We start from the raw sequence: 23,430 nt of genomic DNA, 5'->3' as shown, positions 1-23,430 counted from the left end.
AGCGGGCTAAACGTCGCGAGCGCCGAACCGGGCCGGGCGGGGACCCGGTTCGCGTTTAGCGGGCTAAACGTCGTGGGAGCGGGTCCGCTGCCGGAGCAGGTCGTTGAGCAGGCCCGCGCCGGGAGCCGGGTCGTCGACGGTGACGTAGACCAGCCCGCCCTTGCGCAGCGCGATCGCGAGCGCCGGGCCGCCGCGGAGCTTGTAGATCGATTCGCCGGTGAACGGGTTCACGCGGTATCCGAAGCCGCCGCCCTGGAGCAGGCCGAGGTCCGCGACGTCGGCGTGGTCGATCCGGTCGAGCGCGAAGTGCCGCCGAGGCCAGCCGAGCAGGCCCATCCGGATCGTCAGGCCCGCCGAGTCCACGGTCGCGCCGAGTCGCGCGCCGAGCAGGGTCACCACGGCCCCGACGACGAACAGCGCCGCGTAGATCCACGCCGGCACCGGCACCATGACGACCTGGTCGACCACGAACCCGACGAGCGGCACCACGAGCACCGACGACAGCAGGAACCGGTTGGTGGTCGCACCGACCCACACCGCGCGCTGCCCGGGTGCCAGCCCGATCGCGAGGTCGTCGTCGGCGGGCCCGCTTGGCGAGGCAGAGTGCGGGACCGGACCCATGACGACGGCCGCGAGCACGCCCGCGACCACGGCCACGAGCAGGGACACCACCGCGACCAGCGCGGACCCGGTCGCCCGGTGCCAGTCCTCGACATCGAGGTTGGCGATCAGCACACCGAGGGTGCCGCTCATCGGGATGGTGGTGAACCCGGCGAAGAAACCGATCGCGACGCGGGAAAGGCCGTTGCCCCGCCGCCACGCGGTCACCGCCATCCAGGAAACGGCCATCGCGAGCGCGGCACCGAGGAGGAGCGCGATCTTCACGAACAGGCCGAGCGGCGCGGAGTTGTTCGGTTCGCCGTTCGTCCAGTGCACGGCGACGACCTCGGGCAACCGCGTGTTCCACAGCCACGCCAGCACCACCGAGACAGCGATCGCGACCGCGGGCACTCCCGCGGTCGCCAGCAGGATCCGGGCCCTTGTCATACGTACCTCTCCTTGAGCAGGTGGGCGACCTCGTCGGCGCTCACTCCTTCACGGCGCGCTTCCGCGATCAGCTCGCCGACGAGTTCGTTCAGGCGGGCCCGCGACTTCGCTTCGGCCGTCACCACCGCGCCGCGACGCCGGCGCAGGTCGATGAGGCCCTCGTCGCGCAGGACGGCGTAGGCGCGCAGCACGGTGTGCACGTTGATCTCGAGCGACGCCGCCAGCTCGCGGGCGACGGGCAGCTGCTCCCCGCGGCGAACCGTGCCGTCGGCGACCGCGCGCCGCACCGCGGCGGCCACCTGCTCGTAGAGCGGGACCGTCGACGCGGGGTCGATCCGGATCAACATAGTTTGCACTGTACTAGAACAAACTGAGTTTTCGTCAACCCCGATGTGGGGGACGCCGAGTTGCGATCACCGGTGCGCGGGATGAGAGTCCGTGGCGCACCTGCTCCTACCGGAAGGAACGCGAACCCGTGAGCCTGAACCTGAACAAGCTGGTGGACAAGGCATACGAGGACAAGGGGATCGGCGAACTGCTCGACGCGCCGCCGTCCGCGCTCGAGGGCCTCACGCCCAAGCACGACGAACTGCTCGCGGAGCTGAAGATCAAGACGATCCGCGACCTCGGGAAGTGGAAGTACGCGGCGAAGGCGTCGGCACTGGTCGCGCTGGCCGACGGAGAAGAGTGACCTGACGAACGCCGCCGGTGCGCCGGGCGATCCGCCCGGCACACCGGCAGTGCGCTATTTCGCTTCGGAGAGCAGGGCCGCGACGCGGTTGACGCCCTCGACCAGGTCGGCCTCGGCGAGCGCGTAGGAGAACCGGAAGTAGCCCGGCGTCCCGAACGCTTCGCCGGGGACCACGGCGACCTCGGCCTCGCGCAGGATCAGATCGGCCAGCGCGACCGTGTCCGTCGGCCGTTCGCCGCGGATTTCCTTGCCCAGCAACGCTTTCACCGATGGGTAGGCGTAGAACGCACCCTCCGGGGTCGGGCAGTCCACGCCGGGGATGGCCGAGAGCAGCGACACGATCTTCTTGCGGCGCGCGTCGAACGAGGCCCGCATCTCGGCCACGATGTCGAGCGGCCCGGCGACCGCGGCCAGCGCCGCGCGCTGCGACACGTTCGCCACATTGCCGCACAGGTGCGACTGGTAGCTCGAAGCCGCCTTGATCACGTCCTGCGGGCCGACGATCCAGCCGACGCGCCACCCGGTCATCGAGTAGGTCTTCGCGACGCCGTTGAGCACGAGCGTCTGGTCCGCCATCTCCGGCACCACGACCGGCAGCGACTCGGCCTTGACGCCGTCGTAGACGAGGTGTTCGTAGATCTCGTCGGTGATCACCCAGATGCCGTGCTCGAGCGCCCAGCGGCCGATTTCCTCGACCTGCTCGCGCGAGTACACCGAGCCGGTCGGGTTCGACGGCGAGTTGAACAGCAGCACCTTGGTGCGCTCGGTGCGCGCGGCCTCGAGCTGCTCGACGGTGACCAGGTAACCGGTCGACTCGTCCGCGGTGACCTGCACGGGAACGCCACCGGCGAGCGTGATCGACTCGGGGTAGGTGGTCCAGTACGGCGCGAGCAGCAGCACCTCGTCACCGGGGTCGACGAGCGTCGCGAAGGCGGAATAAACGGCCTGTTTGCCGCCGTTGGTCACCAGCGTCTGCGCCGCTTCGACGGCGTAGCCGGAGTCGCGCAGGGTCTTCGCCGCGATCGCTTCCCGCAGCTCGGGGAGGCCGGCGGCGGCGGTGTAGCCGTGGTTCGCGCGATCGCGGACGGCGGCGGCAGCGGCCTCGACCACGTAGTCCGGGGTCGGGAAGTCGGGCTGTCCGGCGCCGAAGCCGATCACCGGGCGGCCCTCGGCCTTGAGCGCCTTCGCCTTCGCGTCGACCGCGAGCGTCGCGGACGGGTTGATCCCGGCGATCCGGGCGGAGACGCGAGTGCGGGCAGAGGACGAAGCAGCCTGAGTAGCCATGGCCACCATGGTTCCACGGGCGCCGCGCGCGGGCTTACGCAGGTCTGCGCGTCAACCGCCGTACGGGGGCCGGTGCCTCCCGGGTGGCGAAGGTAGTCGGTTGCGGACCGTCCGGCGGCTTGCCGTAGACTGCCGAACTTGGAACGCATGACCGCTGACCCCGCCGCGAGGCGGGGATGGTGAAATGTGTCCTGCGGGCGGTGCAGCGATCGGGCACCGGCCGAAGGGGTGTAGCTCAATTGGCAGAGCAGCGGTCTCCAAAACCGCAGGTTGCAGGTTCAAGTCCTGTCACCCCTGCGTTCGACCCAACTGGCTAAGCGGAGGAGTGGTCGTGAGCGACAGCGACGCCAGCGGCGAGAAGGACCAGGAGAAGGAGCCGAAGACTCCCTCCCGTCCGGTCACCGCCGCGGCCCGGCGCGAACGGCGCGCCTCCGCGCGCCCGGCCGGCAAGGCGGGGGCTGCCAGGGCCGACTCGGCGAGCACGGACGAGGACAAGACCCGCCCGGCCGGGAAGGCGAAGGCGGACAAGCCGGCCAAGGCCGGTGGCAAGGAGAAGGCGACTCCCAAGCGGAACCGCCAGGACAAGAAGAAGGTCTCCCTGTGGGGGCGGCTGTCGAGGTTCATCCGCGAGGTGTGGGCCGAGCTGCGCAAGGTCATCTGGCCCACGCGCAAGCAGATGGTCACCTACACGACGGTGGTCCTGGTCTTCGTGAGCTTCATGGTCGCGCTCGTGTGGGGCCTGAACTTCGTCTTCGAAAAGGGCGTGTTCTGGCTGTTCGGCTGAGCGAGCTCGCGCCCGGCGCCGTAGCGTCGGCGGAGCCATGGCTTCATGGCGGGCTCGAGACGAGCACGGCAAGCGATTAGGTGAGAGGACGGAACGTGGCTGGCGAGAATGGCGCAGTCGCCGGTCAGGATCTGACCGGCCTTTCTGACGAAGAAGTGCATGCGGCGGTCTCCGAAGAGGATTCGGAGCACACCGAGCCGGTCGAGGTGCCCGCCACGGACGAAAGCGACGCCGCCGACGAGTCGGCGGAGGAGTCCGGCGACTCCGCGGACGCCGATGACGTCGTGGACGAGACCGAAGCGCCCGCCGAGGACGAGGAGCAGGACCCGGTCGCCAAGCTGCGCGCGGAGCTCAACGCGGCGCCGGGCGAGTGGTACGTCGTGCACTCCTACGCCGGCTACGAGAACAAGGTCAAGACGAACCTCGAGACCAGGACGCAGACCCTGGACGTCGAGGACTTCATCTTCCAGATCGAGGTGCCGACCGAAGAGGTCACCGAGATCAAGAACGGCCAGCGCAAGCAGGTGCAGCGCAAGGTGCTGCCCGGCTACATCCTGGTCAGGATGGACCTCAACGACGCTTCGTGGAGCGCCGTCCGCAACACCCCCGGGGTCACCGGCTTCGTCGGCGCGACTTCGCGCCCGTCGCCGCTGACCACCGAAGACGTGCTGAAGTTCCTCGCACCGCAGGTCGAGAAGGCCGCCCCGGCGAAGGCCAAGGGCGAGGCCGAGACCACGGCGGCCCCGCTCGGCGGCGGCACCGTCGAGGTGGACTTCGAGGTCGGCGAGTCGGTCACCGTCATGGACGGCCCGTTCGCCACGCTGCCCGCCACGATCAGCGAGGTCAACGCGGACGGGCAGAAGCTGAAGGTCCTGGTGTCGATCTTCGGCCGGGAGACCCCGGTCGAGCTGTCGTTCAACCAGGTCTCCAAGATCTGACGGCCGCAGAGACGGCCGGCAGTTCCCGCGCCACTGGCAGGTGCGCTCGGGAAACGCGATAACCCGCAGAAGGACATACAGAAATGCCACCCAAGAAGAAGAAGCTCGCAGCGATCATCAAGCTGCAGATCTCGGCTGGTGCGGCCAACCCGGCCCCGCCGGTCGGCCCGGCGCTGGGTCAGCACGGCGTCAACATCATGGAGTTCTGCAAGGCCTACAACGCGGCCACCGAGTCGCAGCGCGGCAACGTCGTGCCGGTCGAGATCTCCGTGTACGAAGACCGCTCGTTCGACTTCAAGCTGAAGACCCCGCCCGCCGCGAAGCTGCTGCTCAAGGCCGCCGGCGTGCAGAAGGGTTCGCCGGAGCCGCACAAGAACAAGGTCGCCAAGGTCACCTGGGACCAGGTCAAGGAGATCGCGGAGGTCAAGAAGACCGACCTCAACGCGCACGACATCGACCAGGCCGCCAAGATCATCGCGGGCACCGCCCGTTCGATGGGCATCACCGTAGAGTGACCTGCCCCTGTGGGAGAGCCCGCGCTGGCTCGCACCACGACTGATCCACTCTCGTATCTAGCTAAGGACAGAGCATGACCAAGCGCAGCAAGGCCTACCGCCAGGCCGCCGAGCTGATCGACCGCGAGCGGCTGTACGCACCGCTCGAGGCGGCGAAGCTCGCCAAGGAGACCACCAAGGTCAAGCTGGACGCCACCGTCGAGGTCGCCATGCGGCTCGGCGTGGACCCCCGCAAGGCCGACCAGATGGTCCGCGGCACCGTGAACCTGCCGCACGGTACCGGTAAGACCGCCCGCGTCATCGTCTTCGCCACCGGCGACAAGGCCGCCGAGGCCGAGGCCGCCGGCGCGGACGCGGTCGGCACCGACGAGTTGATCGAGCGCATCCAGGGTGGCTGGCTCGACTTCGACGCCGCGATCGCGACTCCGGACCAGATGGCGAAGGTCGGCCGGATCGCCCGCATCCTCGGCCCGCGCGGCCTGATGCCGAACCCGAAGACCGGCACGGTGACCCCCGCGGTCGCCAAGGCCGTCGCCGACATCAAGGGCGGCAAGGTCAACTTCCGCGTGGACAAGCAGGCCAACCTGCACCTGGTGATCGGCAAGGCCTCCTTCGACACCGAGAAGCTGGTCGAGAACTACGCGGCCGCGCTGGACGAGGTCCTGCGGGCCAAGCCGTCCTCGGCGAAGGGCCGCTACGTCAAGAAGGTCACCTTCTCCACGACGATGGGCCCCGGCATCCCGGTCGACCCGGCTCGCACCCGTAACCTCCTCGCCGAGGACACGATCTGAGCTAGGTAAATCACGTAAGAAGGGCGGCCCCGCATCACGCGGGGCCGCCCTTCTTCGTGTGTGATGGACGCATGCCCACGTTTGCTTCGTTCGACGGTGTCCGCCTCGCCTACCAGGTGTGGGAGGGGAGCGGCGGGCACGCGCGCCCGGTGGTGCTGTACCACGGGTTCGCCGCGAACGCGGAAGCGAACTGGGTGCGGCCCGGCGTGGTCGCCGCGCTGGTCGACGCGGGCTACCCGGTCGTCGCCCTCGACGCCCGAGGGCACGGCGAGTCGGAGGCACCGCACGATTCGTCCGCGTACACCGCCGACGCGATGACCAAGGACGTGTCGGCGCTGATCGACCAGCTCGGTGCCGACGAGGTTTCCCTCGTCGGGTACTCGCTGGGCGCGGTGCTGGCGCTGCTCGTCGCGGGAAGGGACAAGCGGGTCCGGTGCCTGGCGACCGGCGGCGTCGGCTCGGGGGTCGTCGACTTCGGCGGCTTCGACGGCAACGTGGTGACGGCGGACGACATCGCGGGCGCCCTGCTCGCGGACGACCCCTCCGACATCCCGGCCGCGGGCGCGCCGTTCCGCGCCCTCGTCGACTCCGTGGGATCCGACCGCGTCGCGCTCGCCGCGGTGATCCGCGCGGACCGGCCGACCTCGATCGACCTGACCGCGATCACCGTGCCGACGCTCGTGCTCGCGGGGGAAAGCGACCAGCTGGCCGCGGAACCGGAACGGCTGGCCGCCGCGATCGCGGGCGCGCGCCTGGTGCGGGTGCCGGGGGACCACCTCACCGCCATCAGCCGCCCCGAGTTCACCAAGGCCCTGGTCGACTTCCTCGCCACCTGACCCCCCGCCCGCCCGCGGTTAGCGGGCTAAACGTTCCCCGGATCCGCCAGCCAGCGCCCCGGAACCTGAGAAGCGGCCGCGTGCGTTTAGCGGGCTAAACGTCGTCAGAGCCCGCGACGCTGGCGGGACCGGCGAGACGGGCCTGAGCTGCAGTTAGCGGGCTAAACGTCGTCCGGGCCGGTCACACGAAGGCGCCCATGCCGGTGGCTGCCCTGCCCACGATGAGGGTGTTCATCTCACGGGTGCCTTCGTAGGAGTAGAGGGCCTCGGCGTCGTTGAAGAAGCGGCCGATCCGGTAGTCGAGCACGATCCCGTTGCCGCCGAAGATCTCGCGCGCGTGCGCCACGCTTTCCCGGAGCCTGCTGGTGCAGAACGACTTCGCCATCGCGGCCTGCTCGTCGCGGAACACCCCGTCGTCCTGCAGCTGCGCCACCCGTACCGCCATGCCGAGCGAGGCGGTCACGTTGGACAGGATCGTCGCGAGGTGGTCCTGCACGAGCTGGAACTTCGCGATCGGCTTCCCGAACTGGACCCGTTCGATCGCGTAGTCGCGGGCCAGTTCGTAGGCGCCCATCATCGCGCCCACCGCGCTCCAGGCGGCGCCACCGCGCGTCAGCCGCAGCACTTTCCCGGTGTCGCGGAAGGAATTCGCGCCGGTGAGCCGGTTCGCGTCCGGCACCCGGCAGCCGGAGAGCGTGAGGTCGGCGTTCTGCACGGTCCGCAACGCGAGCTTGCGTTCGATCTTGCGCGCTTCGAACCCGGGCGTGCCCTTCTCCACCACGAACCCCTTGACCTGGTCATCGGCCACATCACGAGCCCAGATGATGACGAGATCGGCGAAGGTCGCGTTGCCGATCCAGCGCTTCGCGCCGTCGAGGACCCACGCGTCGCCGTCGCGGCGCGCAGTGGTTTCCAAGCCGCCCGCGACGTCGGAACCACCGTGCGGTTCGGTGAGCCCGAACGCGCCGATCTTCTCCATCGACCGCATCGAGGGCAGCCAGCGCGCCTTCTGCTCCGGCGAACCGCACAGGTCGACGCTCGCCATCGCGAGTCCGTTGTGGACACCGAAGAAGGTGGCCATCGACGGGTCGACGCGGGCGAACTCGAGACCGATGAAGGAGGTCAGCAGCTTGCTGCGACGCGGCCGGTCCGGCCAGTCCATGCCGAGGCCGACGATGCCGAGCTCGGCGATGTCGGGGACCAGGTGGTGCGGGAACTCCGCTCGTTCCCAGCATTCGTCGGCGATCGGCGCGACCTTGTCCGCCAGGAACCGGCGAACCTTCGTGAGCACTTCCTTGTCCTCGTCGGGAAGCAGATCGGCGTAGCCGTAGAAATCTCCTGGCAGCGGTTCGAACTCGGTCATCGGACAGTCCCCTTCCCACCGGCGAACCCGGCGATCTCGTCCGCGGAGTACCCGATCTCGGCGAGCACCTCTTCGGTGTGTTCACCGAGCGACGGGCAATGGGACCGCACGCTCGCCGGAGTCTCGGACAACAGGACGGGCGAGCCGATCTGCCGGTACTTGCCCTCCGTCGGGTGCTCGGCGACGCTCAGCACGCCGCCTTCGGTGAAGTACGGGTCGGTTTCGGCGTCTTCGAGTTCGAGCACCGGCGCGAACGGGATGGACAGCCCGGCGCAGAGTTCCTGCCATTCGGCGGTGGTGCGCTCCACGGCGATCTTCTCGATCTCCTCGTACAGCTCGCCGTAGTGCTTCGCACGGCTCGCCGGGTCGCCGAAGCGCGGATCGGCGGCAAGGCCGGGACGATCCACCGCGGTGAAGAAGTCGCGGATGTTCTTTTCGTTGTAGGGCAGGATGCACGCCCAGCCGTCGCTCGTGCGGACAGCGCGGTGGCCCGGTGTCATCGAGCGGTTGAAGCCCATCGGCCCTTCCGCCGGTTCGAAGGTGTGTCCCGCGAGGTGCTCGACCAGGTTGAAGGCGAGCATCGTGTCGGCCATCGGCACTTCGACCCGCTGGCCGCGCCCGGTCGCGCGCTGTCGGACGAGCGCGGCGAGCACCGAGTAGACGATGGTCAGCGCGCACAGCTTGTCGGCGAGGATCGTCGGCGCGTAGGTGGGGGTGCCGGTCGCGCGGCGCATCAGGTCGGCCATCCCGGACGAGGCCTGCACGATTTCGTCGTAGGCGGCGAGCCCGGCGCGGGGGGAGTCGCTCCGGAAACCCTGCGCGTTGCAGTAGATGAGCTTGGGGTTCTCCCGTGCGAGGTCTTCGTAGCCGAGGCCGAGGCGCTGCAACGCGCCGGGCCGCATGTTCGTCACCAGGACGTCCGCGCCGCGGATGAGTCGGAGGGCGGCTTCGTGCCCGTGGCCCGTCTTGAGGTCGAGCACGACGCTGCGCTTGTTCCGGTTGACGTTAAGCGCGAGCGCGCCCATGCCCTCGTGGCGCTGCGGCCTCGTGACGCGTGTGCTGTCGCCCGACGGCGACTCGATCTTGATCACGTCCGCGCCGAGGTCGCCGAGGATCTGGGTCGCGTACGGGCCCATCACGACCGACGCGAGGTCGACGACCCGCACGCCGTCCAGCGCACCTTCTTGGATTCGTTCGGTACCGGTCACCGCGTCCTCCTCGCTGTTCCGTGTCCTGATCTCACCAATAAGATTAGGTACGCTAACTAAAATACGCAATGTGATACGCTGATACCTATATAGATAGGATGGTCATGGATTCGACCTCGGCTCGCAGGCCCCGGCACCGCACGGTCGACCGGATCGCCGCCATCCTCGAAGCCGTTGCGAACAGCGCCGCGGGACTCACGCTGACGCAGCTCGCCGTGCGCCTCGAAGCGCCGGTGTCGTCCATCCAGAAGCTCGTCAACGGGCTGGTCGCGGCGGGTTACCTCGACGAAGAGGACCACCGTTTCCTGCTCGGGCCCGCGCCGCACGTGTTGTCGATGAGGTCAGGCCGGGTCCCGGTGCGATCGCTCGCGCACGCGGACCTGGCTGCGTTGAGCGAGCGATCGGGGACGCCCGCGCTGCTCGCGGTTCGCGTCGGGGACAACGCCGTCTACGTCGACTGGGCGGGCACCGACGAGCCGTTCGAGTACGCGCTCTCGAAGAGCCTGCGTTCCGCGCTGCCCAGGACGGCGGCGGGACAGGTCCTGCTCGCACACCTGCCGGAACGGGACCGGCGCGCGGTCGTGTCGGCGGTGCTCGGAGACGACACGGCCGCCGCGGTCGGCCTGCTCACCGACGCCGAGCAGATCCGCTCGCGGGGGTTCGCCGTCGTGTCCTCGGGGCACGTCATGCGGTCGGTCACCGCGGTCGCCGTGCCGGTGGTCGAAGAGGGGCGGGTCGTGGCGGCACTCGCCATCGCCGACCACGCCGACACCGTGAGCGCGCGCCTGGACGAGTTCGTCGCCCTGCTCAGCGCGACGGCGTAGCGCAGGTTTCGGTCCGGTGATCGGTGATCAGCCACTGGCCCTTGTCGACGCGGGTCAGCGTGAACACGCCGAGCGACGGGCCGCCCTTGATCGGGAACGAACAGGAGCTGATCGTGATCGTCGGCGGGAAGTCGACGGTCGAGTCGCGCTGGCGCACCGAGAACGCGTACGCCCAGTCGTCGGTCACCTGCGCGTGCAAGGCGGTGACCGCGGCGGCGCAGTCGGGGGCCCCGAAGTTCCTGGCGAACACCGGGCGCACGTTCTCCTGGAACCGCTCGCACGCGGCGGGGCTGTTCTTGTCGATCAGCTCGTAGACCTGGCGGACGGCCTCGTACGGCTGGGTGGGCAGGTACTGGGTCTGCTGGTACTGCTTGCCGCCGGTCTCGCTGGCAGGTTTGTCCGGGTCGTCCGGGGGGAAGAAGTAGTTCCAGGCGAGCTTTCCCGCGATGATCAGGACGATCAGCAGCAGCAGCGCGCTCAGCAGCTTGCCGCCGAGCCGTTTCAGCCAGCGCGGCGCTGCGATCTTGGGGCGGGTCGCGGGCAGGTTCTCCTCGCGGGGCGCCGGGAGGTACGGCTGCGAGCCCGATGCGACCGGTGGCTGGGCGGGCGGCGGTACCGCGGGCGGGTACTGCTGCTGTGGCGCGAGCTGCGACGACTGCTGGGTGGCCAGTTCGCTGCCGGGTTGCCCGGCTTGCGGCAGCCCGGTCGCACCCGGCTGGGCTCCCGCCTGGCGCTGTGCCTCGGTGAAGCGCAGGTACTCCTGGAATTGCTGGAACTGCTGGAACTGGCGCAGCTGCTCGGGGTCGAGCTGCTGCGGCTCGTCCCCACGGCGCGCGGGCTCCGCGTTCTCGTCCTGACCAGGTTCCTGCTCGACCACGTGACCCATGATGCCTGCTCTGCCACCGACCGTCGCCGCCCGGCGCGGGGAAAACTACATTTAGCCCGCTAACTGCAGGTGGAGGCCGCCTTGGGGGAGGAGGGGGCGGGGAGATGGTGAGCAGGGGCCACTTCGACGTTTAGCCCGCTAAACGCGCTTGAGGGGGTCCCCGGGGGTGGGCGGGGTGGGTCGCGTATTCTGGGTAGCGGTTCTACCGAAGACCGCTGGTTTTCCTGGGTTCGCTCAGGGACGAAGGCTCCGCATCAGGCGGGCGGCCCGCGCAGGAGGAACGAGGCTCGCACCAGTAGTGTGCGTTGACGCCCCGCGCCTGTCTGCGCCGGGGCGTTTCGTCGTTTCGGGGCTCTCTTGGCGGTCTGCGGCTATCCGCAAGAAACACCAGCCAAGAGAGGAGGCGACCCATGGCGAAGCCCGACAAGGTGGCGGCCGTCGCCGAGATCGCGGACAAGTTCCGCACGAGCTCGGCAACCGTTGTCACCGAGTACACCGGCCTCTCCGTGTCCCAGCTGTCCCAGCTGCGCCGCGCTCTCGGCACCAGTGCCAAGTACCGGGTCGCGAAGAACAGCCTCGTCAAGCGTGCCGCCGAGGACGCCGGCATCGAGGGGCTCGACGACCTCTTCGTCGGTCCCACCGCGATCACCTTCGTCGAGGGTGAAGCGGTCGACGCCGCGAAGGCTCTTCGTGACTTCGCGAAGGACAACAACGCGCTTGTGATCAAGGGCGGCTACATGGATGGCCGTCCCCTCAGCGTCGACGAGATCAGCAAGATCGCCGATCTCGACAGCCGCGAGGTCCTGCTGTCCAAGGCAGCGGGCGCGTTCAAGGCGAAGCTCTCCCAGGCCGCGGCGCTGTTCCAGGCGCCGGCGTCCCAGGTGGCCCGCCTGGCCGCCGCGCTCGAAGACAAGCGCAAGGCCGAGTCCGGAGATGCAGCCGAAGCACCCGCCGAGAGCTGACCACACCCCCTGAACGAAAGCTAGAAAGGAAGCCATCATGGCGAAGCTGAGCACCGACGAACTGCTCGACGCCTTCAAGGAGCTGACGCTGCTTGAGCTGTCCGAGTTCGTGAAGCAGTTCGAGGAGACCTTCGACGTCACCGCGGCCGCCCCGGCCGCCGTCGTCGCCGCGGCCCCCGGCGCCGCCGCTGCCGCCCCGGTCGAGGAGCAGGACGAGTTCGACGTCGTCCTCGAGTCGGCAGGCGACAAGAAGATCCAGGTCATCAAGGTCGTCCGCGAGGTCGTCTCCGGCCTGGGCCTGAAGGAGGCCAAGGAGATGGTCGAGGGCGCGCCCAAGGCCCTCCTGGAGAAGGTCGACAAGGAAGCCGCCGACGCGGCCAAGGAGAAGCTCGAGGCGGCCGGCGCCAAGGTCACCATCAAGTAACTCCCGCAGCACCCCGAAACGGGGGCAGGAACCGGACCCGGTTCCTGCCCCCGTTTTGCGTGGTAGAACGCCCGATCGGCACGACGGGCAGGCGTGCACTACGGTGCTGCCAGCGCGGAACACCGGTATTGAAAAATCTAAACTCGCGAGTAACCTGTCCGCACTCAACTCGTTGCACCTGATTGACGCGGGTGACGGCGCACGCGTGCCGGGTTGGGTGCGTGCAGTGGTGTGGGCAAACAGCTCCGGGAGGTGCGATGGGTGCCGAGGTGGTCGTCGAAGGCCTGACCAAGTCCTTCGGGAAGCAGGCCATCTGGCGGGACGTGACGCTCACGCTTCCGCCGGGCGAGGTGTCGGTGATGCTGGGACCGTCGGGTACCGGCAAGTCGGTGTTCCTCAAGTCGATGATCGGCCTGCTCAAGCCGGACCGCGGGCGCTGCGTCATCAACGGCGTGGACATCGTGACGTGCTCCGAGCACAAGCTGTACGAGACACGAAAGCTGTTCGGGGTGCTGTTCCAGGACGGCGCGCTGTTCGGCTCGATGAACCTCTACGACAACGTGGCGTTCCCGCTGCGCGAGCACACGAAGAAGTCCGAGACCGAGATCCGCAAGATCGTGCTGGAAAAGCTCGAAATGACCGGTCTCGCCGGTGCGGAAACGAAGCTCCCCGGGGAGATCTCCGGTGGTATGCGCAAGCGCGCCGGGCTGTCGCGCGCGCTCGTGCTCGACCCCGAGATCATCCTGTGCGACGAGCCGGACTCCGGTCTCGACCCGGTCCGCACGACCTACATCTCGCAGCTGCTGATCGACCTGAACGCGCAGATCGACGCCACGATCCTGATCGTGTCGCACAACATCAACCTGGCGCGGACCGTGCCGGACAACATCGGCATGCTCTTCCGCAAGGAACTGGTCATGTTCGGGCCGCGCGAGGTCCTGTTGACCAGTGACGAGCCGGTGGTGAAGCAGTTCCTCAACGGCAGCAGGCTCGGCCCGATCGGCATGTCCGAGGAGAAGGACTCGGCGACGATGGCCGAGGAGCAGGCCCTCGCCGACGCCGGGCACCACGACGGGTCCACAGAGGACGTTCGCGGGGTCGTGCCGCAGCTCGAAGCCACTCCAGGGCTCCCGGAGCGCCAGGGCATCCGCCGCCGCAAGGACCGGGTCATGAAGATCCTGCACACCCTGCCGCCCGCCGCGCAGGAGGGGATCGTCGAGTCGCTGACCCCGGAGGAGCAGCAGCGCTACGGCGTTTCGCCGCACCACCTGGTCCCGGCGGGCCAGCAGCAGTCGGGCCAGCTGCCGAACCAGCACCGCGGGCAGCTGCCCGCGGACCAGGTCGCGCAACTGCCCGAGCCGACGGTGCCCGGCACCAGACCGAGCGGATCGCACCGCATGCGGCCGCGGGGTCCCGGGCAGGACGGGCAGTGACGGCAGGGAACGCGCCGGAGGCACCGGCGGCTGAAGGTTCGACGCGAGGACGGTCATGAGCTCCACGACTTCCGGGGCGAAGATCCCCGGGATGGGGATGCTGCGCGAGACCGGCAACCTGTTCGCGCTGGGCCTCGACATCATCCGCGGCATCTTCCAGCGGCCGTTCCAGCTGCGGGAGTTCATCCAGCAGTCGTGGTTCATCGCGAGCGTGACGATCCTGCCGACGGCGCTGGTCGCGATCCCGTTCGGCGCGGTCATCTCGCTGCAGTTCGGTTCGCTCGCGCGGCAGCTCGGCGCGCAGTCCTACACCGGCGCAGGCAGCGTGCTCGCCACCGTGCAGCAGGCGAGCCCGCTGGTGACGGCGTTGCTGGTGGCGGGTGCCGGCGGCTCGGCGATCTGCGCCGACATCGGCGCGCGCACCATCCGCGAAGAGATCGACGCGATGGAGGTGCTCGGCGTCTCCGCGGTGCAGCGGCTGATCGTGCCGAGGACGCTCGCGTCGATGCTGGTCGCGCTGCTGCTCAACGGCATGGTGAGCGTCATCGGCGTGCTCGGCGGGTACTTCTTCAACGTCATCCTGCAGGACGGCACGCCGGGCGCGTACCTGGCGAGCTTCTCCGCGCTGGCCCAGCTCCCCGACCTGTGGGTGGGCGAGATCAAGGCGCTGATCTTCGGGTTCATCGCCGCGGTCGTCGCCTCCTACCGCGGGTTGCACCCGGCGGGCGGGCCGAAGGGCGTCGGGGACGCGGTGAACCAGTCGGTGGTCATCACCTTCCTCATGCTCTTCGTCGTCAACTTCGTGATCACCCTGATCTACCTGCAGATCGTTCCCGGGAAGCTGGCCTGACCGATGTCCTCCTTCACCCAGGGCGCGAAGCGGATCGTGAACCGCCCCCTCGAAACGCTCGACGGTCTCGGCGACCAGATGTCGTTCTACGCGCGGGCGCTCGCCTGGACGCCGCGCACCATCCGCCGCTACATGAAGGAAGTGCTGCGGCTGCTGGCCGAGGTCAGCTTCGGCTCCGGCTCGCTCGCGGTCATCGGCGGCACGGTCGGCGTGATGGTCGGCCTCACGCTGTTCACCGGTGTGCTCGTCGGCCTTCAGGGCTATTCGGCGCTGAACTCCATCGGCACCTCGGCGTTCACCGGCTTCCTCACGGCGTTCTTCAACACGCGTGAGATCGCGCCGCTGGTCGCCGGGCTGGCGCTGTCCGCGACGGTCGGCGCCGGGTTCACCGCGCAGCTCGGCGCGATGCGGATCTCCGAGGAGATCGACGCGCTCGAGGTGATGGGGGTGCCGAGCCTGCCGTACCTGGTGACCACCCGGATCATCGCCGGGTTCGTCGCGGTGATCCCGCTGTACGTGATCGGGCTCCTCGCCTCGTATCTCGCGTCGCGGTTGGTCGTTATCTACATCTACAACCAGTCAGCCGGAACCTACGACCACTACTTCGACCTGTTCTTACCACCGCAAGACGTGTTCTATTCGTTCGTCAAAGTGCTGATCTTCAGCGTCTTGATCATTCTTACCCATTGTTTCTACGGTTACCGGGCCTCCGGCGGCCCCGCCGGTGTCGGGATCGCGGTCGGCAGGGCCGTCCGGCTGACGATCGTGATGGTGTCCATCGTGAACTTCTTCATCGGTTTCGCGATCTGGGGCACCGATGTGTCGGTGAGGATCGCGGGATGAGTTCGAAGAGTGCGTTGGCGACGGTGCGCCGCCGGCTGCTCGGCCTGGCGCTGGTGGTCGTGATGGTCGGGCTCGTGGCGCTGAGCATCGCCATCTACAACAAGAGCTTCAGCTCGTACGTGACGGTGAAACTGCAGGCGGACGACGTCGGCAACCAGCTGATCAAGCAGTCCGACGTGAAGGTTCGCGGGCTGATCGTCGGTTCGGTGGCCAAGATCGACGCGACCACCGAGGGTTCCGAGCTGACCCTGAACCTCGACCCGGAGCAGGCGAAGCTGATCCCGAAGAACGTCAGCGCGCGCTTCCTGCCGAAGACGTTGTTCGGCGAGCGGTTCGTGTCGCTGGAGATCCCGCCGGACGCGTCGGGCAGGATGTTGGCCTCCGGTGACGTGATCCCGCAGGACCGCAGCAAGAACGCGGTCCAGCTCGACAAGGCGCTCGACGACCTGATGCCGGTGCTGCAGGCGGTGCAGCCGGAGAAGCTTTCGAGCACGCTGAGCGCGATTTCGACCGCGCTGAACGGGCGGGGCAAGCCGCTCGGGGACACCCTCGCCGAACTCGGCCAGTACGTCGGCGAGCTCAACCCGCACGTGCCGAAGCTGCAGGAGGACCTCAAGCAGCTCGCCACGTTCTCCGGCAACCTCAGCGACGCCGCGCCCGATCTGGTGTCCAGTTTGGACAATCTGACGACGACCACGAGGACGATCGCCGACCAGCGCCAGAACCTGCAGTCGCTGTACGGCTCGCTCACCACCGCCTCGACCGACCTGCAATCCTTCCTGCAGGCCAACTCCAGCAACCTGATCGGGCTCGCCGACACCGCGCGCCCGACCGCGGAACTGCTCGCGAAGTACTCGCCCGAATACCCGTGCGTGCTCGGGCAGATGGCGAAGCTCGCCAGCGATCTCAACGTGGTGTTCGGCAAGGGCACCAAGCAGCCCGGCCTGCACGCCACGCTGGAGATCACCGCGAACCGCGGCCCGTACAAGCCGGGACAGGACGAGCCGAAGTTCGAGGACAAGCGCGGTCCGCGCTGCTACGACATGAAACAGTTCCCGATGCCCTTCCCGCAGCACCCGCCGGACGGCCCGATCAAGGACGGCAGCGTGCCGCCACCCGCGGCGCGCTCGATGAACGACGGCCTGAACCCGGCGCTCACCGGCGCGCAGGTCGGCGGCTACAACGGCGGCGGCGCCCCGGCGGGCAACCCCGCCTACACCCCGGCCGAGCACGGGCTGCTGTCCCAGCTGGTCGGGATGCAGACCGGCCAGGACCCCGCGGACGTGCCCGGCTGGAGCAGCCTGCTCGTCGGCCCGCTCTACCGAGGGGCGGAGGTGACGGTCAAGTAATGCGTGGACTGCTCGCACCCCTGCTCAAACTGACCGCGTTCATCGTCGTCACCGTGCTGTTCACGACGGTGCTCGGGATCAGCATCGCCAACATCAACACCAGCGACACCAAGGCCTACACCGCGCGCTTCACCGACGCGACGCTGGTGCTGCCCAACGACGACGTCCGCATCGCGGGCGTGCGCGTCGGGCAGGTCAAGGACGTCCGGATCGTCGACAAGCGCCAAGCCGAGATCGAGTTCGAAGTGGACTCGAACCGCAAGCTCCCCGAGGGCGTCACGGCGCAGATCAAGTTCCGCAACCTGGTCGGCCAGCGCTACCTCTCGCTCGGCGAGGGCACCGGCGACGCGAACAAGATCCTGCCGCCCGGCGGGAAGATCCCGCTCGACCACACGAAGCCCGCGCTCGACCTCACCGAGCTGTTCAACGGGTTCAAGCCGCTGTTCCGCGCGCTCCAGCCGGACGACGTCAACAAGCTCTCCTACGAGATCATCCAGGTCCTGCAGGGCGAGGGCGGCACGGTGGAAAGCCTGTTGTCGCACACCGCTTCGCTGACCACCACGATCGCGCAGAAGGACCAGGTGATCGGCCAGGTGATCGACAACCTGACCGGTGTGCTCGACACCGTCAACCAGCACACCCCGCAGCTGTCGGACCTGATCGTCAAGCTGCAGCAGCTGGTGTCCGGGCTCGCGCAGGACCGCAAGCCGATCGGTGACGCGATCGACGCGCTCGGCGGCCTCGCGAACACCACCGCGGGCTTCCTCACCGACGTCAGGGAGCCGGTGAAGAACGACATCGACGCGCTCGGCAAGCTCACGAAGAACCTCAACGACAGCGAGCCGATTGTGGAGCACTTCCTGCGGTTCCTGCCGGAGAAGGTGACGAAGCTGACCAACACCGCGGACTACGGGTCGTGGTTCAACTTCTTCGCCTGCGAGTTCAAGGGCGACGTCTCGATACCCGGCCTGCTGCCGAAGCCGCTGTCGTTGCCGTTGATCCCGGTGAACAGGGAGCGGTGCGGCGGATGAAAAGCTTCCAGAGCCGGAACCCGGTCCCCATCGCACTCGTCGGCATCACGCTGATCGTGCTGGGCATCGTGGCCGCGCTGAACTCCGAGAACCTCCCCGTGATCGGCGCTGGCACCACCTACAGCGCGGAATTCTCCGAGGCCGCCGGTCTCAAGGACGACGACGAGGTCCGCGTCGCGGGCGTGAAGGTCGGCAAGGTCACCGACGTCGAGCTCGACGGCGACAAGGTGAAGATCTCGTTCAAGGTCAAGGACGCCTGGCTCGGGGACCGCACCAGCGCGGCGATCAAGATCAAGACGTTGCTGGGCCAGAAGTACCTCGCGCTCGACCCGGTCGGCGCGAAGACGCTCAGCGCGGGCGCGGCGATCCCGAAGGAACGCACGATGGCGCCCTACGACGTCATCGAGGCCTTCCAGGACCTGTCGAAGACCGTCGACAACGTGGACACCGACCAGCTGGCGAAGAGCTTCGACACGCTGACGCAGACGTTCGCGAACACCCCCGGTGACCTGCGCGGCGCGCTCACCGGCCTGTCGAAGCTGTCGGACACGATTTCCAAGCGGGACAGCCAGCTTTCGACGCTGCTGGCGAACACCAAGCAGGTGAGCCAGACCCTCGCCGACCGCGACGCCGAGGTCACGAAACTGCTGGAGGACGGGAACAAGCTCCTGCAGGAAGTGGCCAACCGCAAGCAGGCGATCTCGACCCTGCTCGACGGCGCCAGGACGCTGTCCACCCAGCTGCAGGGCCTCGTCGACGACAACGACAAGCAGCTCGACCCGGTGCTCAAACAGCTCGACCAGCTCACGTCCATGTTGCAGCGCAACCAGGACTCGCTCGCGCAAGGCATCGCGAAGTTCGCGCCGTTCATCAGGGTGTTCACCAACACCATCGGCAACGGGCGCTGGTTCGACAACTACATCTGCGGGCTCGTGCTGCCCGCGGTGCCGATGATCAACCAAGAGGGGTGTTACCAGAAATGAGTGACACCCGGTTCGGACAGTCCCTCATCCGCGCGGTGACGATCGCCTGCGTGCTCGGGCTCGTCGTCGCGGGCGGCCTGTGGTGGGCGATGCGCGACGCGGGCAAGAACCACCTCACCGCCTACTTCTCCGGCGCGGTCGGCCTCTACGAGGGCAACAGCGTGCGGATGCTCGGCGTCGAGATGGGCACCGTGACGAAGATCGAGCCGCTCGGGGACAAGGTCCGCGTGCAGCTCGAGTACGACCGCTCGGTGTCGGTGCCGAAGAACCCGCAGGCGGTCATCGTCGCGCCGTCACTGGTGAGCGACCGCTACGTGCAGCTCGCGCCCGCCTACAAGGGCGGCCCGAAGGCGAGCGACGGCGACACCGTGCCCGTCGAGAAGACGGCGACCCCGCTGGAGACCGACGACCTGTACGCGAGCCTCGACCGCGTCACGCATTCGCTGGGACCCAACGGCGCCAACAAGAACGGCTCGCTGTCGAACCTGCTCGACACCGCGGCGAAGAACTTCCAGGGCAACGGGCAGAACCTGCACGACACGATCTCTCGGCTCGGCCAAGCCGCGGGCACGTTGTCGGGCAACAAGGACGACCTGTTCAAGACCGTGCAGAACCTGGCGAACTTCTCGCAGACCCTCGCCGACAGCGACGGCCAGGTCCGCCAGTTTTCCCAGCAGTTGCAGGACGTCACCGGTTTCCTCGCCGGTGAGCGCGGCGATCTCGCCGAGACGGTCAAGCAGCTGTCCACCACGCTCGGTTCGGTACAGCAGTTCATCGACAAGAACCACGGCCGGTTGAAGTCCAATGTGGACAAACTGGCGAGCGTGACGAAGACGCTGGTCGATCAGCGCGGGGCGCTCGCCGAGATCCTCGACGTGGCCCCGGTCGGGCTCGGCAACGTCGTCAACGCCTACAACGCGTCCTCGGGCACGCTCGACGCCCGCCCGATCCTCAACGAGCTCACCCAGCCGCCCGTCGCCATGGTGTGCGGGCTGCTCAAGCAGGCCCCGGAGGCACTCAAGGTGCTCGGCGACGTCTGTTCGAAGGTGGCCCCGGTGGTGGACGGGCTGGTCAAGCTCCCGTCCGTCGCGCAGGTCATCAACGGGCTCAACACCGGCCAGTTGCCGCCGCTGCCGCTGCCGCTCGTCGGCGACCTCTACGGCTCGCCTTCCGCGCTGGGAGGTGCCAAGTGAAGCGCCTGAAGCTCGCGGCCGTCGGAGTGGCCGGTGCGCTGACGTTGTCCGGCTGCGGGTTCTCCGGCATCTACGACATCCCGCTGCCCGGCGGCGCGGACCTCGGCGACCACCCGTACACCGTCAAGGTGCAGTTCCGGGACGTGCTCGACCTGGTGCCGCAGGCCGGGGTCAAGGTCAACGAGGTGCCGATCGGGCGCGTCGAGTCGATCGGGCTCACCCCCGACGGCTGGAACGCCGAGGTCACCGTGCGCCTCAACGGCGGCGTGAACCTGCCAGCCAACGCGATCGCGAACGTCAAGCAGTCCAGCCTGCTCGGTGAGAAGTACGTGCAGATCGCCTCGCCGGGACCGGACCAGGCGCAGGGCAAGCTCGCCGACGGCGCGGTGATCCCGTTGCAGCGCACCAACCGCAGCGTCGAGGTGGAGGAGGTGCTCGGCGCGCTGTCCATGCTGCTCAACGGCGGCGGCGTCGACCAGCTCAACACCATCACCAAGGAGCTCACCAACGTCACCGCAGGCCACGAGCCGGACATCAAGAACCTGTTGTCCAGCGCGGACAAGCTGGTGTCCAGTTTGGACGCCGAGTCGGGCGACATCACGCGCGCGCTCGACGGGCTCAACCGGCTCAGCTCGACGTTGAACGGGCAGAAGAACCAGATCGCGAACGCGATCGACAACCTCGGCCCCGGGCTCGGGGTGCTGGAGCAGCAGCGCGGCCAGCTCGTGCGGATGCTGCAGGCGCTGCAGTCGCTTTCCGGCGTCGCGACCGACACCCTCAACCGCAGCAAGGCCGATCTCGTCGCGGACTTCAAGGCGCTGCTGCCGACGCTGCAGAAGCTCGGCGAGGCCGGCGCGAACCTGCCGAAGGCGCTCGAAGTGCTGCTGACCTACCCGTTCAACGACGCCGCGCTCGACGGCGCCAAGGGCGACTACTTCAACCTCTACGCCGACGTCGACCTCAACCTCGGCGAGATCGCGAAGAACCTCGGCCGCAGCAGGCAGAACCCCCTCGCCGGGCTGCCCGGTATCCCGCCGGGGCTCACCGGCGGCGTGCCCGGCACACCCGAGAACCAGCCGCCACCGCTGCCGTTGCCGGGTGAACCGCAGACCCAGCAGGCGCCGAACCAGACCGGCGGCCAGGGCGGCGGTGTCCCGAACGGCCCGCAGACCTCCGGTGCCGCGGGTATCTTCAACCTCCTGAACGGGGGTGCCGGCTGATGCTGGTCCGCAGGACGAAACTCCAGCTGGTCGCGTTCGCGATCATCTCCGTGGTCGCGATCGTGTACGCGCTGATCCGGTTCGCCGGGCTCGGCGAGGTGTTCGGCGACAAGGGCTACTCGGTGAAGGTCGAACTCGCCGAGTCCGGTGGCATCTTCACCGGCGCCGAGGTCACCTACCGCGGCTACAACATCGGCAAGGTCGGGCCGCTCAAGCTCACCGCGAAGGGGCTCGAAGCCGAGCTCGACATCGACCCGAACGCGCCCGAGGTCCCCGCCGACCTGCAGGCCGTCGTCGCCAACCGGTCCGCGGTCGGCGAGCAGTACGTCGACCTCCGGCCGAAGGCCGAAGGCGGCCCGTCGCTTAAGGCCGGCTCGGTGATCCCCGTCGACCGCACCAAGACCCCGGTCAGCACCGACAAGCTCGTCGCCGGGCTGGACAGCCTCGCGACCTCGGTGCCGACCGACTCGCTGCGCACCGTCGTCGACGAGGCGTACCAGGGCTTCCAGGGCACCGGGCCGGACCTGCAGAAGCTGATGGACACCGCGCGCGACTTCACCCGCACCGCGAAGCAGTACCTGCCGCAGACCGTGCAGCTGCTCGACGCGGGCGGCCAGGTGCTGAAGACGGGCAACGACGAGGCGGGCGCGCTCAAGTCGTTCAGCTCGGACCTGAACAAGATCAGCCAGACCCTCAAGGACGTCGACGGGCCCGTGCGCACCGTGATCGGCGAGGTGCCGAAGCTGTCGCAGCAGGTCAGCGATGTCCTCCGGGACACCGGCCCCGGGCTGGGGGCGGTGGTCGCGAACCTGCTCACCACGTCGAACCTGCTGGTGACCCGGCAGGACGGGCTCGAACAGGTGCTCACGACCTACCCGCTGCTGTCGGTCGGGGGCAACACCGTCGCCCCCGGTGACGGCACCGCGCACCTCGGGCTCGCGCTGAACCTGTTCGACCCGCCGCCGTGCACCAAGGGGTATCTGACCTACGACCAGTACCGCGGCGGCGACGGCGGCAAGAACCTGACCGACCGCCCGCCGAAGGAAGACGCGTACTGCGCCGAGCCGAAGGGCAGCCCGATCAGCGTGCGCGGGGCGCAGAACGCGCCGTACAACGGGGTGCCGACCATCCCGTCCAGCCAGGACGTGCAGGCGAACAAGAACCGCCCCGCCGAGGAGCTCGCCTACGAGCGCGCGACCAGGGGTGTGCCGGGTGTCGCGGGCGGTCCGGCGCTGACCGTGAACGGCATCTCGGGGCTGCTCGGCCTCCCCGGCTGACAGCCACCTGACACCAGTTACCTACCGTGGAGTGTTATGAGTTCGGACAAGGCGAGCGAAGGCGCTGAAGACACCACGGGCGCCGCGGTGCCCGATTCGGGAGCCGAGGTGCCCGCGTCGTCCGAGGCCGCTGAAGGCTCGGCACCTTCGAACGCCGACGCGCTGCCGCGCTGGCTCGTGCTCGGCGGTGCCGCGTTCGCGACGGCCGCGTTCCTGGCCGCGGCGTTGTTCGGGATCCTGTGGCTGGTCGCTTCGAACGACCACGACGCCGATCGCGCGAGCGAGCGCGACGACGTGGTCCGCGTCGGCGGCAACGCGGTGAAGGCCTTCACCGAACTGGACTACACGAAGCCGGACCAGTACTTCTCCCGCGCGTCCGAGGCGGCGACGAAGGAGATCGGCGACCAGATCAAGGCCAGCCAGGAAGCCAACACCAAGACCATGAGCGAGGCCAAGACCACCACCACGACCCGGATCCTCGATCTGGCCGTGGAGGAGCTCAACAGCGACGAGGGCAAGGCGACCTTCATCGCCGCACTGCAGGTCGAGGTCAAACAGGGTGACAAGGCCGTGCAGAAGCCGATGCGGGTCGAGGTGCAGATGACCCGGCAGGCCGAAAACGGCGACCAGGTCTGGAAGCTGTCGGGGATCGACTCGGTCCCCGTCGTCAGCGCGGGCTGACCGGCAGCAGAGAGTCC

Annotated in this window: 25 protein-coding genes and 1 tRNA gene; 20 read left to right on the top strand and 6 right to left on the bottom strand. The window is 68.5% G+C overall.

The genetic code is table 11. From position 1 onward, the window contains the following. Positions 1-63: 63 nt before the first annotated feature. Positions 64-1,047, bottom strand: a complete 984-nt coding sequence (locus HUW46_RS15830; RefSeq protein ID WP_215547999.1) for a hypothetical protein — start codon at positions 1,045-1,047, stop codon at positions 64-66. Next, complete coding sequence (locus HUW46_RS15825; protein WP_215547998.1) at positions 1,044-1,394, bottom strand: GntR family transcriptional regulator; 351 nt, start codon at positions 1,392-1,394, stop codon at positions 1,044-1,046. The genes HUW46_RS15830 and HUW46_RS15825 overlap by 4 nt, the downstream gene beginning before the upstream one ends. A 128-nt stretch (positions 1,395-1,522) precedes the next feature. On the opposite strand from HUW46_RS15825, the gene HUW46_RS15820 reads away from it, so the two are divergent. Beyond that, positions 1,523-1,738 carry a hypothetical protein gene (locus tag HUW46_RS15820; protein ID WP_215547997.1) on the top strand — a complete coding sequence of 72 codons (216 nt, stop codon included), beginning with the start codon at positions 1,523-1,525 and terminating at the stop codon, positions 1,736-1,738. A 54-nt stretch (positions 1,739-1,792) separates the two neighbouring features. Here the strand turns inward: HUW46_RS15820 and HUW46_RS15815 are convergent, their stop codons facing one another. Then, the gene (locus HUW46_RS15815; RefSeq protein ID WP_215547996.1) at positions 1,793-3,022 is read right to left on the bottom strand and encodes a pyridoxal phosphate-dependent aminotransferase; all 1,230 of its coding nucleotides are present in this window, start codon (positions 3,020-3,022) and stop codon (positions 1,793-1,795) included. A gap of 224 nt (positions 3,023-3,246) precedes the next feature. On the opposite strand from HUW46_RS15815, the gene HUW46_RS15810 reads away from it, so the two are divergent. The 6 genes from HUW46_RS15810 (at position 3,247) to HUW46_RS15785 (ending at position 6,886) form a co-directional block, all read left to right on the top strand. Continuing rightward, positions 3,247-3,319: transfer RNA gene (locus HUW46_RS15810), tRNA-Trp, on the top strand. Between the two features lie 28 nt (positions 3,320-3,347). After that, on the top strand, positions 3,348-3,806 hold the full coding sequence (gene secE / locus HUW46_RS15805) for a preprotein translocase subunit SecE (protein ID WP_215547995.1): 459 nt from the start codon (positions 3,348-3,350) through the stop codon (positions 3,804-3,806). Between the two features lie 95 nt (positions 3,807-3,901). Then, positions 3,902-4,744, top strand: coding sequence for a transcription termination/antitermination protein NusG (gene nusG / locus HUW46_RS15800; RefSeq protein ID WP_215547994.1), 843 nt, complete (start codon positions 3,902-3,904; stop codon positions 4,742-4,744). An 83-nt stretch (positions 4,745-4,827) separates the two neighbouring features. Further along, positions 4,828-5,259 (top strand): 50S ribosomal protein L11, encoded by a 432-nt coding sequence (rplK, locus tag HUW46_RS15795; protein ID WP_215547993.1) that lies wholly within the window; start codon positions 4,828-4,830, stop codon positions 5,257-5,259. Between the two features lie 74 nt (positions 5,260-5,333). Next, on the top strand, positions 5,334-6,050 hold the full coding sequence (gene rplA, locus HUW46_RS15790; RefSeq protein ID WP_215547992.1) for a 50S ribosomal protein L1: 717 nt from the start codon (positions 5,334-5,336) through the stop codon (positions 6,048-6,050). A gap of 71 nt (positions 6,051-6,121) precedes the next feature. Further along, positions 6,122-6,886, top strand: coding sequence for an alpha/beta fold hydrolase (locus HUW46_RS15785; RefSeq protein WP_215547991.1), 765 nt, complete (start codon positions 6,122-6,124; stop codon positions 6,884-6,886). 181 nt (positions 6,887-7,067) lie between these two features. On the opposite strand, the gene HUW46_RS15780 is transcribed toward HUW46_RS15785, so the two are convergent. Continuing rightward, positions 7,068-8,249 carry an acyl-CoA dehydrogenase family protein gene (locus tag HUW46_RS15780; protein ID WP_215547990.1) on the bottom strand — a complete coding sequence of 394 codons (1,182 nt, stop codon included), beginning with the start codon at positions 8,247-8,249 and terminating at the stop codon, positions 7,068-7,070. After that, positions 8,246-9,439 carry a CaiB/BaiF CoA transferase family protein gene (locus HUW46_RS15775; protein ID WP_215549898.1) on the bottom strand — a complete coding sequence of 398 codons (1,194 nt, stop codon included), beginning with the start codon at positions 9,437-9,439 and terminating at the stop codon, positions 8,246-8,248. Before HUW46_RS15775 ends, HUW46_RS15780 begins: the two co-directional genes overlap by 4 nt. 122 nt (positions 9,440-9,561) lie before the next feature. Between HUW46_RS15775 and HUW46_RS15770 the strand changes: the two genes are divergently transcribed. After that, on the top strand, positions 9,562-10,281 hold the full coding sequence (locus HUW46_RS15770) for an IclR family transcriptional regulator (protein WP_215547989.1): 720 nt from the start codon (positions 9,562-9,564) through the stop codon (positions 10,279-10,281). Here HUW46_RS15770 and HUW46_RS15765 read toward each other — a convergent pair. Further along, positions 10,265-11,167 (bottom strand): hypothetical protein, encoded by a 903-nt coding sequence (locus HUW46_RS15765; RefSeq protein ID WP_215547988.1) that lies wholly within the window; start codon positions 11,165-11,167, stop codon positions 10,265-10,267. The two genes, HUW46_RS15770 and HUW46_RS15765, sit on opposite strands and share 17 nt — an antisense overlap. Positions 11,168-11,577: 410 nt before the next feature. Between HUW46_RS15765 and rplJ the strand changes: the two genes are divergently transcribed. The 12 genes from rplJ (at position 11,578) to HUW46_RS15705 (ending at position 23,413) form a co-directional block, all read left to right on the top strand. Then, the gene (rplJ, locus tag HUW46_RS15760; protein ID WP_215547987.1) at positions 11,578-12,129 is read left to right on the top strand and encodes a 50S ribosomal protein L10; all 552 of its coding nucleotides are present in this window, start codon (positions 11,578-11,580) and stop codon (positions 12,127-12,129) included. 37 nt (positions 12,130-12,166) lie between these two features. Next, a complete protein-coding gene (gene rplL / locus HUW46_RS15755; RefSeq protein ID WP_215547986.1) occupies positions 12,167-12,553 on the top strand; it encodes a 50S ribosomal protein L7/L12 in 387 nt (128 codons plus the stop codon). 257 nt (positions 12,554-12,810) lie between these two features. Beyond that, positions 12,811-13,986 carry an ABC transporter ATP-binding protein gene (locus HUW46_RS15750; protein ID WP_215547985.1) on the top strand — a complete coding sequence of 392 codons (1,176 nt, stop codon included), beginning with the start codon at positions 12,811-12,813 and terminating at the stop codon, positions 13,984-13,986. A 97-nt stretch (positions 13,987-14,083) separates the two neighbouring features. After that, the gene (locus tag HUW46_RS15745) at positions 14,084-14,836 is read left to right on the top strand and encodes an MlaE family ABC transporter permease (RefSeq protein WP_442860976.1); all 753 of its coding nucleotides are present in this window, start codon (positions 14,084-14,086) and stop codon (positions 14,834-14,836) included. A gap of 3 nt (positions 14,837-14,839) precedes the next feature. Continuing rightward, entirely contained in the window at positions 14,840-15,679 is an 840-nt protein-coding gene (locus HUW46_RS15740) for an MlaE family ABC transporter permease (protein ID WP_215547983.1), read from the top strand. After that, positions 15,676-17,028 (top strand): MCE family protein, encoded by a 1,353-nt coding sequence (locus HUW46_RS15735; protein ID WP_215547982.1) that lies wholly within the window; start codon positions 15,676-15,678, stop codon positions 17,026-17,028. The genes HUW46_RS15740 and HUW46_RS15735 overlap by 4 nt, the downstream gene beginning before the upstream one ends. Next, positions 17,028-18,059 carry an MCE family protein gene (locus HUW46_RS15730; protein ID WP_215547981.1) on the top strand — a complete coding sequence of 344 codons (1,032 nt, stop codon included), beginning with the start codon at positions 17,028-17,030 and terminating at the stop codon, positions 18,057-18,059. The genes HUW46_RS15735 and HUW46_RS15730 overlap by 1 nt, the downstream gene beginning before the upstream one ends. Then, a complete protein-coding gene (locus HUW46_RS15725; RefSeq protein WP_215547980.1) occupies positions 18,056-19,042 on the top strand; it encodes an MCE family protein in 987 nt (328 codons plus the stop codon). The genes HUW46_RS15730 and HUW46_RS15725 overlap by 4 nt, the downstream gene beginning before the upstream one ends. After that, entirely contained in the window at positions 19,039-20,235 is a 1,197-nt protein-coding gene (locus tag HUW46_RS15720) for an MCE family protein (RefSeq protein ID WP_215547979.1), read from the top strand. The genes HUW46_RS15725 and HUW46_RS15720 overlap by 4 nt, the downstream gene beginning before the upstream one ends. Then, positions 20,232-21,455, top strand: coding sequence for an MCE family protein (locus tag HUW46_RS15715; RefSeq protein ID WP_215547978.1), 1,224 nt, complete (start codon positions 20,232-20,234; stop codon positions 21,453-21,455). The genes HUW46_RS15720 and HUW46_RS15715 overlap by 4 nt, the downstream gene beginning before the upstream one ends. Beyond that, complete coding sequence (locus tag HUW46_RS15710) at positions 21,455-22,732, top strand: MCE family protein (protein ID WP_215547977.1); 1,278 nt, start codon at positions 21,455-21,457, stop codon at positions 22,730-22,732. The genes HUW46_RS15715 and HUW46_RS15710 overlap by 1 nt, the downstream gene beginning before the upstream one ends. A 36-nt stretch (positions 22,733-22,768) precedes the next feature. Continuing rightward, complete coding sequence (locus HUW46_RS15705; protein WP_254126204.1) at positions 22,769-23,413, top strand: hypothetical protein; 645 nt, start codon at positions 22,769-22,771, stop codon at positions 23,411-23,413. Positions 23,414-23,430: the final 17 nt, after the last annotated feature.

This window comes from Amycolatopsis sp. CA-230715 (assembly GCF_018736145.1).
Classification (GTDB): Bacteria; Actinomycetota; Actinomycetes; order Mycobacteriales; family Pseudonocardiaceae; genus Amycolatopsis.
The sequence above is the reverse complement of the archived record's forward strand: the minus strand, read 5'-3'. Positions and strand labels throughout refer to the sequence as shown.

Coding starts and splice junctions, on each gene's coding strand:
- HUW46_RS15765 (WP_215547988.1), bottom strand. CDS start 11,167: ATGGGTCACGTGGTCGAGCAGGAACCTGGTCAGGACGAGAACGCGGAG.
- HUW46_RS15720 (WP_215547979.1), top strand. CDS start 19,039: ATGAGTGACACCCGGTTCGGACAGTCCCTCATCCGCGCGGTGACGATC.
- HUW46_RS15710 (WP_215547977.1), top strand. CDS start 21,455: ATGCTGGTCCGCAGGACGAAACTCCAGCTGGTCGCGTTCGCGATCATC.
- HUW46_RS15750 (WP_215547985.1), top strand. CDS start 12,811: ATGGGTGCCGAGGTGGTCGTCGAAGGCCTGACCAAGTCCTTCGGGAAG.
- HUW46_RS15740 (WP_215547983.1), top strand. CDS start 14,840: ATGTCCTCCTTCACCCAGGGCGCGAAGCGGATCGTGAACCGCCCCCTC.
- HUW46_RS15830 (WP_215547999.1), bottom strand. CDS start 1,047: ATGACAAGGGCCCGGATCCTGCTGGCGACCGCGGGAGTGCCCGCGGTC.
- HUW46_RS15725 (WP_215547980.1), top strand. CDS start 18,056: ATGAAAAGCTTCCAGAGCCGGAACCCGGTCCCCATCGCACTCGTCGGC.
- rplK (WP_215547993.1), top strand. CDS start 4,828: ATGCCACCCAAGAAGAAGAAGCTCGCAGCGATCATCAAGCTGCAGATC.
- HUW46_RS15770 (WP_215547989.1), top strand. CDS start 9,562: ATGGATTCGACCTCGGCTCGCAGGCCCCGGCACCGCACGGTCGACCGG.
- HUW46_RS15825 (WP_215547998.1), bottom strand. CDS start 1,394: ATGTTGATCCGGATCGACCCCGCGTCGACGGTCCCGCTCTACGAGCAG.
- HUW46_RS15815 (WP_215547996.1), bottom strand. CDS start 3,022: ATGGCTACTCAGGCTGCTTCGTCCTCTGCCCGCACTCGCGTCTCCGCC.
- HUW46_RS15780 (WP_215547990.1), bottom strand. CDS start 8,249: ATGACCGAGTTCGAACCGCTGCCAGGAGATTTCTACGGCTACGCCGAT.
- rplJ (WP_215547987.1), top strand. CDS start 11,578: ATGGCGAAGCCCGACAAGGTGGCGGCCGTCGCCGAGATCGCGGACAAG.
- rplL (WP_215547986.1), top strand. CDS start 12,167: ATGGCGAAGCTGAGCACCGACGAACTGCTCGACGCCTTCAAGGAGCTG.
- HUW46_RS15705 (WP_254126204.1), top strand. CDS start 22,769: ATGAGTTCGGACAAGGCGAGCGAAGGCGCTGAAGACACCACGGGCGCC.
- HUW46_RS15745 (WP_442860976.1), top strand. CDS start 14,084: ATGCTGCGCGAGACCGGCAACCTGTTCGCGCTGGGCCTCGACATCATC.
- HUW46_RS15735 (WP_215547982.1), top strand. CDS start 15,676: ATGAGTTCGAAGAGTGCGTTGGCGACGGTGCGCCGCCGGCTGCTCGGC.
- rplA (WP_215547992.1), top strand. CDS start 5,334: ATGACCAAGCGCAGCAAGGCCTACCGCCAGGCCGCCGAGCTGATCGAC.
- HUW46_RS15730 (WP_215547981.1), top strand. CDS start 17,028: ATGCGTGGACTGCTCGCACCCCTGCTCAAACTGACCGCGTTCATCGTC.
- HUW46_RS15785 (WP_215547991.1), top strand. CDS start 6,122: ATGCCCACGTTTGCTTCGTTCGACGGTGTCCGCCTCGCCTACCAGGTG.